This is a genomic window from Acidimicrobiales bacterium (genome assembly GCA_041394245.1).
Taxonomy (GTDB): Bacteria; Actinomycetota; Acidimicrobiia; order Acidimicrobiales; family Aldehydirespiratoraceae; genus JAJRXC01.
Window position 1 is genome coordinate 447,779 of the sequence record JAWKIR010000004.1, and the last position, 13,714, is coordinate 461,492.

At 69.5% G+C, this 13,714-nt stretch carries 13 protein-coding genes; 8 read left to right on the forward strand and 5 right to left on the reverse strand.

Features of this window, described 5'->3' with window-relative positions; all coding sequences use genetic code 11:
* Window positions 1–32 precede the first annotated feature (32 nt).
* On the forward strand, window positions 33–1,256 hold the full coding sequence (locus tag R2707_20950; GenBank protein ID MEZ5247570.1) for an acyl-CoA dehydrogenase family protein: 1,224 nt from the start codon (window positions 33–35) through the stop codon (window positions 1,254–1,256).
* Between the two features lie 28 nt (window positions 1,257–1,284).
* The gene (locus R2707_20955) at window positions 1,285–2,106 is read left to right on the forward strand and encodes a DUF6159 family protein (protein MEZ5247571.1); all 822 of its coding nucleotides are present in this window, start codon (window positions 1,285–1,287) and stop codon (window positions 2,104–2,106) included.
* Window positions 2,107–2,113: 7 nt separating this feature from the next.
* Here the strand turns inward: R2707_20955 and R2707_20960 are convergent, their stop codons facing one another.
* The 4 genes from R2707_20960 to R2707_20975 form a co-directional block, all read right to left on the reverse strand.
* Window positions 2,114–2,296 (reverse strand): Flp family type IVb pilin, encoded by a 183-nt coding sequence (locus R2707_20960; GenBank protein ID MEZ5247572.1) that lies wholly within the window; start codon window positions 2,294–2,296, stop codon window positions 2,114–2,116.
* 99 nt (window positions 2,297–2,395) lie between these two features.
* Entirely contained in the window at window positions 2,396–3,349 is a 954-nt protein-coding gene (locus R2707_20965) for an enoyl-CoA hydratase/isomerase family protein (protein ID MEZ5247573.1), read from the reverse strand.
* Between the two features lies 1 nt (window position 3,350).
* Window positions 3,351–4,868, reverse strand: a complete 1,518-nt coding sequence (locus R2707_20970) for a class I adenylate-forming enzyme family protein (GenBank protein ID MEZ5247574.1) — start codon at window positions 4,866–4,868, stop codon at window positions 3,351–3,353.
* Between the two features lie 27 nt (window positions 4,869–4,895).
* Entirely contained in the window at window positions 4,896–5,201 is a 306-nt protein-coding gene (locus R2707_20975) for a hypothetical protein (GenBank protein MEZ5247575.1), read from the reverse strand.
* 128 nt (window positions 5,202–5,329) lie between these two features.
* Here R2707_20975 and R2707_20980 point away from each other — a divergent pair, with 128 nt between their 5' ends.
* The 4 genes from R2707_20980 (at window position 5,330) to R2707_20995 (ending at window position 9,290) form a co-directional block, all read left to right on the forward strand.
* Window positions 5,330–6,610: a CoA transferase gene (locus tag R2707_20980; GenBank protein ID MEZ5247576.1), complete on the forward strand. Its 1,281-nt coding sequence runs from the start codon at window positions 5,330–5,332 to the stop codon at window positions 6,608–6,610.
* A gap of 33 nt (window positions 6,611–6,643) precedes the next feature.
* The gene (locus tag R2707_20985; protein ID MEZ5247577.1) at window positions 6,644–7,303 is read left to right on the forward strand and encodes a TetR family transcriptional regulator; all 660 of its coding nucleotides are present in this window, start codon (window positions 6,644–6,646) and stop codon (window positions 7,301–7,303) included.
* A 115-nt stretch (window positions 7,304–7,418) separates the two neighbouring features.
* Window positions 7,419–7,769: a DUF5658 family protein gene (locus tag R2707_20990; GenBank protein ID MEZ5247578.1), complete on the forward strand. Its 351-nt coding sequence runs from the start codon at window positions 7,419–7,421 to the stop codon at window positions 7,767–7,769.
* 21 nt (window positions 7,770–7,790) lie between these two features.
* Entirely contained in the window at window positions 7,791–9,290 is a 1,500-nt protein-coding gene (locus R2707_20995) for a carboxyl transferase domain-containing protein (GenBank protein MEZ5247579.1), read from the forward strand.
* A 66-nt stretch (window positions 9,291–9,356) separates the two neighbouring features.
* Here the strand turns inward: R2707_20995 and serC are convergent, their stop codons facing one another.
* Window positions 9,357–10,493, reverse strand: coding sequence for a phosphoserine transaminase (serC, locus tag R2707_21000; protein MEZ5247580.1), 1,137 nt, complete (start codon window positions 10,491–10,493; stop codon window positions 9,357–9,359).
* A 72-nt stretch (window positions 10,494–10,565) separates the two neighbouring features.
* Between serC and R2707_21005 the strand changes: the two genes are divergently transcribed.
* Window positions 10,566–11,762, forward strand: a complete 1,197-nt coding sequence (locus tag R2707_21005; GenBank protein ID MEZ5247581.1) for a pyridoxal phosphate-dependent aminotransferase — start codon at window positions 10,566–10,568, stop codon at window positions 11,760–11,762.
* A 158-nt stretch (window positions 11,763–11,920) separates the two neighbouring features.
* Entirely contained in the window at window positions 11,921–13,654 is a 1,734-nt protein-coding gene (locus R2707_21010; GenBank protein ID MEZ5247582.1) for a S9 family peptidase, read from the forward strand.
* The last annotated feature ends 60 nt before the right edge of the window (window positions 13,655–13,714 follow it).

A 13,714-nucleotide genomic window follows, 5' to 3' on the forward strand; every position in this document is an offset into this window, starting at 1 on the left:
GCAGCGCCCGAGGCTCGCTACGCTGCACCGCCATGGACGTCCGGCTCGATCCCTCGCTCGAATCATTCCAGGACGAGGTCCGCACCTGGCTCGACGAGCACGTCGTCGGCGAGTTCGCCCGCTGGAGGGGCAAGGGCCTCACGGGACACGAGGACATCCCGGTCGAGGTGCAACTCGAGTGGGAACGCGAACTCGCGACGGGCGGTTGGCTCGGCATCGACTTCCCCGAGTGGATCGGCGGACGAGGTTGTTCGCTCGCCGAGCAGGTCGTCTTCTTCAAGACCTATGTCGAGGCGAGGGCCCCGGGGCGCCTGCCCAACATGGGGGTGACGTTGCTGGGCCCGACGATCATGGCGTTCGGCGACGAGGCGTTGCAGCGTCGATTCGTGCCCAAGATCCTCTCGGGCGAGGAGATGTGGTGCCAGGGTTACAGCGAACCCGACGCCGGGTCGGATCTCGCCAACGTGAAGACCCGGGCCGAGCTCGTCGACGGCCAGTGGGTGATCAACGGCCAGAAGGTGTGGACATCGCTCGCCCAGTACGCCGACCACGCCTTCGTCGTGGCGCGCACCGAACCGGGCTCCGAACGCCACCAGGGACTCAGCTACCTCCTCGTTCCGATGGATCAGCCCGGCGTCGAGATCCGACCGATCGTGCAGATCACCGGTGGCAGCGAGTTCAACGAGACGTTCTTCAGCGACGCAGTCACCGACGAGTCGATGGTCGTCGGTGGCGTGGGCAACGGCTGGAAGGTGGCGATGGGCACGCTGGCGTTCGAGCGTGGCGCATCGACACTCGGCCAGCAGGTGTCGTTCCGTCAGGAATACGACGACATGATCGCCCTGGCGAAAGCCAACGGGCGCTGGGACGATCCGGTGCTTCGTCAGGAACTGATGGAGAGCTACATCCGCCTCGAGGTGCTGCGCTACAACCAGCTCCGGATGTTGACCGCCCTCACGAGCGACGGCGTCCCCGGCCCCGAGATGTCGATCGGAAAGCTCTTCTGGGCCGGGTGGCATCGACGCATGGGCGAGCTCCTGATGCAGGTGAAGGGGGCCGCCGGCATGGTCGGCGACGAGGGCGCCCACACCGGTCACGGCATCGACGGCGACGGCGACCATCCCGAGTACCCGATCGACAAGGAACAGCGCACCTTCCTGTACAGCCGGGCCCACACGATCTACGGCGGTTCCAACCAGGTCCAGCGCAATGTGATCGGCGAACGGGTCCTCGGGCTACCCAGAGAGCCGCGCTAGTCGCCGGCCGACGGCTACCCTCGGGCCGATGGGCAGGATTGCGAACACATGGGAACTGGCGAAGGTCTCGTGGGGGGTGCTGCGACAGGACCGGGAACTGCTCGTCATCCCGCTGCTGTCGTTCGTCTCCGCACTGGTCGTGCTCGCGGCGCTGCTGGTTCCGACGATCGCCCTGCTCGACACCGGCTCGGGTGAGGACACCGCGAGTCCGGCGCTCGCCCTCATCGGCATCGTCGCTGCGCTCGCGATGAGCGTGATCAGCGTGTTCTTCAACGGCGCGCTCGTGGCCGGCGCCCACGAGCGCATGTCGGGCGGTGATCCGACGGTCAGTTCGGCGATGCGTCGGGCGATGTCTCGTCTCGGAGGTCTGCTGCCGTGGGCGCTGCTCACCGGCACCGTCGGCCTGATCCTGCAGGCAGTGCGCGACCGGGCCGGGTTCCTCGGCGCGTTCGTCCTCCGGCTGGCGGGTGCGGCATGGGAGGTCGTCACCTTCCTCGTCGTCCCTGCGATCGTGATCGACGAGCACTCCGCGATCGACGGCCTGAAGCGGTCCGGCTCGCTGCTGAAGGAGACCTGGGGCGAGAACCTCGCGGCCCGGGTGGGTTTCGGCGTGCTCGGGATGGTGGCCATGATCCCCGCGGTGATCGTGGTCGCGCTCACCGGCGCCCTCGGCGGGCCCGCACTCGTTGCGGGCATCGTCATCGCCGTCTTCTACGTCGCGCTCGTGATCGTGGTGCTCACTGCGCTCAATGCGGTCTTCCAGACCGCGCTCTACCTCTACGCCACCACTGGTGCAGTGCCGGCGGGCTACGAGAACTCCAACCTGCGCGGAAGCTTCTCCCGCAAGTAGCGGGAGCTCAGCCGAGTTCGGAGACGGCCTCGGAGAACGACGCCGACGTGGTTTCGCCGAGCGCCGTCACGGCCGCGATGCAGACCATCGCGATCAGCGCGAGCAGGAGCGCGTATTCGACGAGGCTGGCGCCGCGGTCACTGCGAAGCCGTGACTCGACGAACGCGAGGAGGATGGGATGGATGTGCATTGGGAGGCTTCTCTCGCTGCGGACTGGACTCACCCGTCGGATCGACAGCTTCGGGCGACGTGTTGATGGGCCATTCGGCCCTCCCTCGTGCGACGCCGGTCAGTCGATGTCGTCGACCAGACCCCACTCGTGGGCGGTGGCGGCGTCGATCTCGACATCGCGGAGCAGCCACTCGAGTGTGCGTTGACGGCCGATCCGGCGAGGGATGCTGACCGTCCCGCCGGCGCCCGGCATGAGTCCCATGCGGGTCTCGGGCAGCCGGAAGCGCGCGTCGTCGGATGCCGTGACGCGATGGCAGAACGCGGCGAGCTCGACACCGGCGCCGACGCAGGGTCCGTGCACGAACGCGGCGGTCCGGTCGGCGACTGCCGCGAGCCACGGGGCCACGTTGGCGCTCGAGCGGATGGTGTGGGCGACGGCTGCGTCGGCGACCGTGCCGAACTCGGCGGGGTCGCCGCCGGCGCAGAACGCCGGGCCGGCACCGACGATGCGGATCGGGCGGTCCGGATCCAGGGCCAGCACCCGGAGCGCGTCGACGAGTTCGTCACGCATGCGGGCATCGAGCAGATTGCGGAGCCGGGGTCGGTCGAGCGTGATCGTGGCGGTGTCGCCGTCGTCGGTGACCACGAGTCGTGGTGCGTCGTCGTTGCGGACCTTGCGGCCCTGGCGTTCGACCCAGGCTCGGAACTCCGCACCGGCTTGCAGCGTCGCGTAGGCGAGCGATTCGACCTGGAGGCCATCGTGTGTCGACAGCGACGCAGTCAGCCGCAGCGTCTGGGCGGCGACCACGGCGGCGATCGGCGACGCGTCGATCCCCGCCACGACGGGGTCGGGGTCGGTCGTGGCGATGTCCCACGCCGCAGCGGGAACCGACCCGTGGCCGACCGCAACCACGGGCAACCGGGTGAACGCGGCGGCGATGTCGGCTCCGGGGTCGTCGTCGAGATCGACCACGACACCGGCGACACCCCGGGCGACGCCGACGAGCCGGTCGAGATCGGGATTCGCGAGCGCAGCCCGGGCCTCGGAACCCGACCAGCGCTCGACACCCATGTCAGTCGGTCGGGTCGTCGCCGAGATGGGCGTGGTCTTGGCGCAGCACCCGACGGAGCAGCTTGCCCGTGTCGTTGTAGGGCAGCTCGTCGACGAAGACGACATGAGCCGGCACGCGGCTGGAGCGCAGCCGTGAGCGGACCAGCTCCCGCAGCTCCGACTCGGGGCATTCGCTGTTGCGCACGACGACCGCGACGACCTTCTCGCCCCACTCGGTGTCGGGCACACCGATCGCGGCGGCTTCCTTGACCCGCGGGTCGGTGAGGAGGACGTCCTCGATCTCGCCCGGGGACATGTTCTCGCCGCCGCGGATGATGACGTCGTCGTTGCGGCCCTGCACGAACAGGTAGCCGCCCTCGTCGATGTAGCCGCCATCGCGGGTCGGGAACCAGCCGTCGTTGTCGAGCAGCGAGCCCTTCTCGAGATACTCGCCCGACACCTGCTCACCTCTGACGAAGATCTCGCCGACCTCGCCGACGGGAAGCTCGTTGAAGTCGTCGTCGCGGATCGAGACCTCGACCCCCGGGAGAGGGCGTCCGGCCGACTTGAGTCGTGCTCGCTCGCCTTCATCTTCGCTGTACTGGGCGATCCGGTGGTCGTCGGGACCGAGCAGCGCGATCGTCGAACTCGTCTCGGTCAGGCCGTAGGCGTTGACGAAGTTGGTGATCGGAAAGAGCTCGAGCGCTCGACGTATGACCGGTTCGGGCATCTTCCCGCCGCCGTAGGAGAGCGCCCGCACTCCCAGAAGCGGTTCGCCGCCGCGGGCATCGAGCGCTTCGACGATTCGCGACAGCATGGTGGGAACGACCATCGCGTGGGTGACACCCTCGGCCTCGACGGTGTCGATCCACGCGTCGGGATCGAACTTGGGCAGCTGCACGATCCGGCGGCCGGCGTAGACCGACGACAGCATCGCCGAGACGCCGGCGACGTGATACGGCGGCACGCTCACGATCGTCGCCTCGTCCTCGCCCGCTCCCATGAACTCGACGGAACCGAGGATGTAGGAGACGAGGTGCTTGTGGCGCAGGACCGCCGACTTGGGCGCACCGGTGGTGCCGCTGGTGAAGAGCAGGACGGCGATTTCCTCGGGGTCCATCGACCAGTCGCCGGGCACGGCCGCCGGTGCGCCACCGGCGCAGTCGGCGATGAAATCGTCGCGGGTGATCGCGGTCAATCCGTCGATGCCGCGTATGCGGGCGGCGCCGGAGTCGTCGCCGATGGCGACACCGGGGGCGCTTCGGTCGGCGAGGGCCCGCAGGTCGTCGTCGGGCAGCCGGTAGTTGAGCGGCACGTAGGGCATACCGGCCCACGCAGCGCCGAAGAGCGCGACCGGTACCGCGGGACTCGACTCGTCGCACAGCACGACCCGCCCGCCGGGGTCGGCACGGAAACGAGCGGCAGCCTCACCGGCCTGCTCGAAGAGTCGGCGATAGCTGATTCCGTCGTCCAGGGAACCGACGGCGACGCGATCCTCCAAACCGTTGGCTGCCATCTCGAGCAGCATCATCAGATTCATGAAGGCGTCCTGGCGCGATCGTCGTCGTCAGTCGGACGCAGGCAGCGTCTTCGCCTGGGCGACGGCGAGCGGAGCGCCGTCCACGGCCATGGAGCCCGCCCCCGCCTTGGTGGCCAGGAGCTCGATGGTGTCGCCCTCGTCGGAGTAGCGCTTGCCGAGAAGGGTGCCTTCCGCCGCATCGGCTGCCGGCTCGCCCGAAACCTCGCCCGTGCCGGCCGGCACCATGTCGGCCCCGCCGCAGGTGAGTGCGGCCTCGCCGGACCCCTTCACGACGATGACCTCCGTCGTGCAGACGGTGCTCTGGAAACGGGCACCGGGCTTGAGCTCGACCATGTGAATTCTCCTCGGGACAAGTCGGGTCCGCGCCGAATCCGATCGACGCGATGCCCACAGTATGGGGCGTGGGAGTGGACTTGAGCCAACCGGTCCGGTGGTCATGGGTCCGCGCTAGCGTCGGCCGCATGAAGCGGAGCGTCGGCGGCACCGAGCGGACGACGCGGGATCTGGTCATGTGGGCCGAGAGCGGCGCCATGGCTCTCACCGGCCCGGCCGAGGGCGCTCCGTCGGCCGGGCCCGCCTCGTTGGCGGCGACGGCGCACGCGGCAGCGGCCGACCTCGCGGTCCAGACCGCGCGGTGGGGCCGTCGTGTCGACATCGACGGGCCGGCGCTGCTCGGTGAGCGCGCCGCCATCACCGGCATGACCCGCAACGGATCGGTCTCGGTCGGTGGTTCGGCCCGGTTCGTACGGGCGGCCGACGGCTGGCTGGCCCTGAACCTTCCCCGACGCGAGGACGTGGCGGCGCTGCCCGCTCTGGTGTCGCGATCGGTGGCACCCGACGACTGGCCTTCGATCGAGTCGGGCCTGCGGTCGATGCGGGTGGTCGACGTCGTCGAACAGGCGACGCTGTTGGGTCTCGCCGTCGGCTCGCCGACCACCGAGGCTCCGCCCGCCGCGCCCGGTCGAGAGCTCGCCCGCGGGCCGTCGCGCAAGCCGACCGCGACCCCGCTCGTCGTCGATCTCACGTCGTTGTGGGCCGGGCCACTCGCAGCGAGCCTCCTGCGGCTCGGTGGTGCCCGCGTGATCAAGGTCGAAGGCCGGTCGCGCCCCGACGGCGCCCGGGCCGGCGCCGCCGCGTTCTACGACCTCGTCAACACGGGTAAGGAGTGCCTTGCCATCGATCTCCGCGATCGCGACGACATCGGCCTCCTGCGGCGACTGATCGCGGCTGCCGATCTCGTCATCGAGGGATCGAGGCCCCGCGCCATGGACGCGATCGGGATCCGGCCCATCGAGATCGTCAGGTCGGGGACGAGCTGGTTGTCGATCACCGCACATGGACGCACCGGCTCCGAGGCCGACCGGGTCGGGTTCGGTGACGATGCCGCGGTGGCCGGCGGGGTGCTCCTGGCCGGCGACCCGCCGATGTTCGTCGCCGATGCGGTCGCCGATCCGCTCACCGGGTTGGTCGCTGCGGTCTACGGCGCCGACATCCTGGCCGGTGATCGAGCGGCAGTCGTGGAAGTGCCGCTGGCCCGGGTCGCCGCGTGGGCGGCCCGACCGCACGGCGTGGCGCCCGTCCGTCGGCAAGGGGAGGGATGGGTGGTGGAGATCGAGGGGGAGTGGGCGCCGGTGGCGGAGCCCCGACACCGACCGATCCCGCCGACCGCTCCGCCGGCGGGTGCACACTCGGCCTCCCTGCGGTCCGAGTTCGTGTCACGACCCGACCCGTCGCCCGGCTGACCGTCGGTCGCGCCCGCCGATTAGGGTCCGCGCATGGACGACGCGCGTGTGGCGACGGCGCAGAACGGTCGAGCGGCCGATGGGCGGCTTCCGGGAAAGCGCGGCCGAGCCACGAGGCAGCGCCTCCTCGAGGAGACCCGCGCATTGTTGACCGAGGTGCCGTTTCGCGACCTGAAGGTGGTCGACATCAGCCGAGCTGCGGGTACCTCGCCGGCCACCTTCTATCAGTACTTCCCCGACGTGGAGGCGGCGGTCCTGTCGCTCGTAGAGGACATGGTGGACAACGGCAGCGACGAGTTGCGATCGCTCGTCACCGATCCCGATTGGCGCCGCATCGAGGCTCCCGCTGCGTTGGCCGAGGGCTTCCTCACGTTCTTCGACGACCACGCCGCGATCTTGCGGGTGATCGATCTCGCCACCATCGAGGGCGACGAACGGTTCCGTGCGCTGCGCATCCGCCTGCTCAACGGCGTGTTTCTGGCCCTGCAGGAGCTCGCCGAGCGGGCCGAGGCGGCCGGGCGCCTGGCGCCCGGTGTTGCGCCCGGCGCGGCAGCCGGCATTCTCACCACGATGCTCGCCCATGTGAGCGCGCATCAGAGCGGTTTCGCGTCGTGGGGGGTAGAGCGTGGTGAGCTCTCCGAGACCATGGCGACGCTGCTCGGATGGACCGTCGGCGTCGGTTCACGGTCCTGAGACGTTGGGGATACTTCGTAGAGTGGGATTTCCGACCACCCTGAGTATTGACAGGTGGGTCGAATGGACTAGGTTCCAGGTGGCGATGGTCTGGACGGGAGTCGACAGGGTGCGAATGGAAGCAATCGGCGCGCAGGCGCCCTCGTCGACCCAGCAGCGGTGGCGTTCGCTCATCGGCGACTCCCGCTGGGCGTTGTTCGTGTCGCTCATCGTCCTCAACCTTCTCGATCTCGTCACCACGGCACTGGTGCTCGACCGGGGCGGCGAAGAGCGCAACCCCTTCGTCCAACCGCTGGTCGACAACCTGTGGCACGTCGCCCTGCTCAAAGGGCTCGTGCTGGTCATCGTGGCCACACTGCTCACCCGCTGCCGAGGGTCGCGCATCGCCGAACTCTCGCTGGCCGGCACAACGGGTTGGTATCTCGCCGTGGTCTGCTGGAACATCGCGGTTCTCACGATTCTCTGAGCGCGAACTAGGGTCCGCCCGATGACCGAAGGCAACGACTGGGGCGAGACGCTCGAGGATCTCGCGGCCCGCCGCGCCGCCGCGCACGAGATGGGTGGGGCCGAGAAGGTGGAGGCGCGCCGGGCGCAGGGCCGCCTCGACGCCCGCGGTCGAATCGATGCGCTGCTCGACGCGGGGAGCTTCGCCGAGATCGGCACGCTCGCCGGTGGTGGGGCGCCGGCCGACGCGCTCGTCGCCGGCGTCGGCGCTGTCGACGGGCGGCCGGTCGCCGTCGGCGCCGAGGACTTCACCACGCTGGGCGGATCGATCGGGCCGGCGGCGAGCCGGAAGCGCTGGCGCATCGCCGACATCGCAAAGCGCGAGCGCATCCCGCTGGTGATGCTGCTCGAGGGCGCCGGTCACCGACCGCCGATGCCCGGCGACCCCGGTGGTGGTGGACCCGGCGATCTCCAGGCACAGGGTCGACTCTCGGGCTACGTGCCGATGGTGTGCGGCGTGTTGGGCTCCTCGGCCGGACACGGTGCCATCACCGCGCCGCTGTGCGACTGGTCGGTCATGACCGGCGACGCCGCGATCTTCACGGCCGGTCCTCCTGTCGTTCGCGCGTCGCTCGGCGAGGAGGTCACCAAGCACGAGCTGGGCGGTCCGGGGGTGGCCGTCGCCAGCGGGGTGATCCACAATGTCGCCGCCGACGACGCCTCGCTGCTCGCCGACATCCGCACCTATCTGTCGTTCTTCGGGTCGTCGGCGTGGGAGCGCCCGCCGTGGGCCGACACCGGCGATCTCGAGCGTCGCCGCCTCGACGATCTTCTCGAGGTCGTGCCCCGCGACGGCAACAAGGCCTACGACATGCGCCAGGCCGTGAGCCGCGTCGTCGACGGTGGTGGCTTCTTCCAGATTCAGCCCGATTTCGGTCGTTCGATCGTGTGCGCCCTGGCCCGTGTCGGCGGTCATGCCGTCGGGGTGGTGGCGAACCAGCCGGCCGTGATCGCCGGCTCGATCGACGTCGACGCGGCCGACAAGGCGGCCCACTTCATCCAGGTGTGCGACAGCTTCCACCTGCCGCTGGTGTTCATGACCGACAACCCGGGCGTGCTCGCCGGTACGGCGTCGGAGCGCACGGGGATATTGCGCGCCGGTGCGCGGATGTTCACCGCCCAGACCCGCGCCCGAACCGTGAAGATCCAGATCACGATGCGTAAGGCCTACGGGTTCGGCTCCTGCGTGATGGCGATGAACGGCTACGACGAGCAGACGCTCTCGTACGCGTTCCCCGGTGCGACGATGGGCGCGATGGGTGCGCAGGGAGCGGGCAACGCCGTGGGCGCCGACGACGAAACCCGCGCCGCGCTGCGTGAGGCCGAACTGGAGTCGAGCTATCGCTCCGCGTCGGGGCTCGGATTCGACGAACTGATCGACCCGCGAGATCTCCGCAATGCCGTCCTCGACGGTCTCGACCTGAGCGCCCGCCGCCGCGCCGGCGCCGCCGAACCCGTCGCCCGCATCGGCATCACCCCCTGATCCGTTCTGTGAGCTTGAATGCCGCCGACGGCGGCATTCAAGCTCACAGAACGAGGGACGGTGGGGTCAGCTGAGGGCGCTCACGCAATAGTCCAGGCAGTGGGTGAGCGCTTCGATGTCGGAGGGCTCGATCGCCGGGAACATGCCGATACGGAGCTGATTGCGGCCGAGCTTGCGATAGCCGCCGGTGTCGACGATGCCGTTGGCTCGCAACACGTCGCACAGCGTGTCGGCGCTGATCGACTCGTCGAAGTCGATCGTGGCGACCACCTTGCTGCGTTGCGACTCGATCTGCACGAACGGGGTGGCCGCATCGCTCGCATCGGCCCAGCCGTAGAGGATCTCGGCCGACGCCGCCGAACGGCCGGCGGACCAGGACAGTCCGCCGTTGTCGTTGAACCAGCCGACGGTCTTGGCGGTCAGGAAGAGCGTGGCGAGGGCCGGAGTGTTGTAGGTCTGGTCCTTGCGCGAGTTCTCGAGCGCGATCGCGAGATCGAGCGACGGCGGGCACCAGCGATCCGACGCGGCGATGCGCTCGATGCGCTCCACCGCGGCCGGCGAGACCATGGCGATCCAGAGCCCGCCGTCGGCGGCGAGCGCCTTCTGGGGGGCGAAGTAGTAGACGTCGGTCGCGCTCGCGTCGAAATGCAGGCCGCCGGCGCCGGAGGTCGCGTCGACGAGCATCAATGCGTCGGGGTCGTCGACCCGGACGGGGTCGAGCATGACGCCGGTCGAGGTCTCGTTGTGGGTGTAGCAGTAGGCATCGACACCCTCGACCGCTTCGAGCGCCGGATGGGTTCCGGGCTCGGACTCGAGGATCGACGGCTCGGCCAGGTGTGGCGCAGCCGCGATGCCGGACGCGAACTTGGCGCCGAACTCGCCGAACGCGAGATGGTGGCTGCGGTTCTCGATGAGTCCGAAGGTGGCGCAGTCCCAGAATGCCGTGGAGCCACCGTTGCCGAGGATGATCTCGTAGCCGTCGGGGGCTCGCAGGAGCTCGGCCAGGCCGTTGCGGACCTCGGCCACCATCAGCTGGACCGGAAGCTGGCGGTGCGAGGTGCCGAGGTAGTCGGTCGCGTGGTCGGCGAGCGACCGGGCGATCTCGGGTCGCACCTTCGTGGGTCCGCTGCCGAAGCGGCCGTCGGTCGGAAGCAGATCGGCGGGGATGGTGATGTCGGGCACGTTCTGGGGGGTCGTGTTCACGCTCGCCATGGTGACAGGAAATGCGAGAAACCGTCGCGCTTTCGCCCGGGAATATCCATAGTCTCGGTGCCCATGAGCAGTGATCGAATCTCGCGCCGAGTGGGCGCCATCGCCCCGTCCGCAACCCTCGCCGTGTCCAACAAGGCGAAGGCGTTGAAGGCGGCCGGCGAGAACGTCATCGGCTTCGGCGCCGGCGAACCCGACTTCGCCACGCCCGACCACATCGTGGAGGCCGCGGTCGCCGCGTGCCGTAACCCGGCCAACCACAAGTACAGCGCGGTCGGGGGGCTTCCCGAGCTCAAGGAGGCCCTCGCGGCGAAGACACTGCGCGACAGCGGGTTCGCGTGCGAGGCCGCCGACTTCCTCGTCACCAACGGCGGAAAGCAGGCGGTCTACAACACCTTCGAAGCGCTGCTGAACCCCGGCGACGAGGTCATCCTCCCGGCGCCCTACTGGACCACCTACCCCGAGCCGATCGCGCTCTCGGGTGGCGTCACCGTGCCGGTGCTCACCACTGCCCTCAACGGATTCCGGGCGACGGTCGAGCAGCTCGAGGCGGCCCGCACCGACAAGACGAAGGCCCTCGTGTTCGTGTCACCGTCGAACCCGACCGGTGCCGTCTACTCCCGCGACGAGATCGAGGCCATCGGCAACTGGGCCGTCGAACACGGCATCTGGGTGATCACCGACGAGATCTACGAACACCTGGTCTACGGCGACAACGAGTTCCACTCGTTGCCCGTCGTCGTGCCCGAGGTCCGCGACAAGTGCGTGATCCTCAACGGCGTGGCGAAGACCTACGCGATGACCGGGTGGCGGGTCGGCTGGATGATCGGTCCGTCCGACGTCATCAAGGCGGCGTCCAACCTGCAGTCGCACTGCACCAGCAATGTCTGCAATGTCGCGCAGATGGCCGCGCTCGCCGCGGTGTCGGGCCCGCTCGATGCCGTGGTGGAGATGCGGAACGCGTTCGACCGCCGGCGCACGACCATGTACTCGATGCTCAGTGGCATCGACGGCGTGGTGTGTCCCGAGCCGCAGGGTGCGTTCTACGCCTACCCCGACTTCTCGGGCGTCCTGGGCCGTACCTACGACGGGGTCACCCCGACCACCACACTCGAACTGGCCGATCTGCTCCTCGAGAAGGCCAAGGTCGCGATCGTTCCCGGCGAGGCATTCGGCGTCGGCGGCGGCGCCCGCCTGTCGTTCGCCCTGGGCGACGACGATCTCGGCGAGGGTGTGGGTCGCATCGTGGAGTTCCTCTCCTGAGCGACGAACCCATCGAGACGCCCTATGGGGCGTGGCCGTCGCCGATCACGGCGGCGTCGCTCGTCGAGGGCGCGGTCGGGATCAGCGAAGCATCCGCCGACGGCGCCGACGTCTGGTGGGCCGAGTCGCGTCCGCAGGAGGGTGGCCGGACCGCCATCATGCGGTGGCGCGACGGTGAGGTGGTCGAGGTGACACCGGCCGATGCCAATGTGCGGACCCTCGTCCACGAATACGGCGGTGCGGGTTGGTGGGTCCACGGCGGTGCGCTCTTCCACGTCGACTTCGTCGACCAGCGTCTGCGTCGGGTCGACCCTGACGGGTCGGCCACCTTCCTGACCGACGAGCCGCCCATGCCGAGGGCCCACCGTTTCGCCGACGGTGTGGTCACGACAGATGGTCGGTGGGTCGTCTGTGTCCGCGAGCGCCACACCGACGAGGGCGTGATCAACGATCTCGCCGTGATCCCCACCGATGGCAGCGCCACGGTCGAGTCGCTCTGGCAGGGGAGCGACTTTGTGTCGTCGCCCCGGATCTCCGGCGACGGGACCCGACTCGCCTTCATCTCGTGGGACGACCCCGAGATGCCGTGGACCCGCACCCGGCTCCACGTCCACTCGTTCGACGAGGGTCGTCTCGGCGAGGAGATCCTCGTCCTCGACGGTGACCGTTCGTTCTGCGAGCCGGGCTGGGACGACGCGCGGCTCCTGGTGGTCGTCGACGACGACGAATGGTGGAACCTGCACGAGGTCGACGTGTCCTCGGGGCAGCTCCGGGTGGTGCTCGGCGGCCCCTTCGAGATCGCAACGCCGCCGTGGGTTTTCGGCATGCAGCGGTGGGCGGTCGCCGACGGTCGCATCGTGGCGGTGGCGGGGCTGCCGACCGGCGATGAACTGATCGTCGACGGACGGACCACCACGACCGTCGACTCGTCGATCGTGTCGCTGTCGGCCGGTCCCGCCGGGATCGTGGCGGTCGGTGCCGGGTACGACCACGACCCCGAGGTGATCCGGCTCCGCATGGGCGAGGGTGCGCTGCGACGCGAGGTGATCCGTCCGAGCAAACCGCCGAGCTTCGAGCGGGGACTGCTGGTCGAGCCCGAATGGATCTCGTTCCCCACCGGGCCCGATGGCGGCGCAACGGCCCATGGCCTCTTCTACGCCCCGACCAATCCCGGCCACGTCGGCCCCGCCGGTGAGAAGCCGCCCCTGCTGGTGCTCGCCCATGGCGGCCCCACCGCGCAGGCGCGCCGCCAACTCCAGACGGCGATCCTCTACTGGACCTCCCGGGGGATCGCCGTGGTCGATGTCGACTATCGCGGGTCGACCGGCTACGGCCGCTCCTTCCGGCAGGCCCTCGATGGCGAGTGGGGCATCGCCGATGTCGAGGACTGTGTGGCCGCGGCGACCCACCTCGCCGGTCGGGGCGACGCCGACCCGGATCGTCTGATGATCCGGGGTGGCAGCGCCGGCGGCTTCACCGTGCTCAGCGCGCTCGCCTTCCACGACGTGTTCGCGGTCGGCGCCAGTCGCTACGGCGTGGCCGATCTCGAGGCGTTGGCCGCCGACACCCACAAGTTCGAAGCCCGGTACCTCGACGCGCTGGTGGGCCCCTATCCCGAGGCCAGGGCCGTCTACGAGGCGCGTTCGCCGATCAACCATGTCGACGGGCTGCGGGCCCCGATGATCGTGCTCCAGGGCGACGAGGACGCGATCGTGCCGCCGAACCAGTCGGAGATGATCGTCGACGCGCTGAGGGCCAACGGGGTCGAAGTCGAGTACCTCCTGTTCGAGGGCGAACAGCACGGGTTCCGGAAGGCGGACCACATCGTGGCCGCCCTCGAGGCCGAGTTGCGGTTCTTCGGCCGGATCCTCGGGTTCGACCCGGTGGCCTGACCGGGAGTGACGAATAACCCGCCGACCGAGTTGGCGGTGGGTCGGCCTACGGCGAGGATG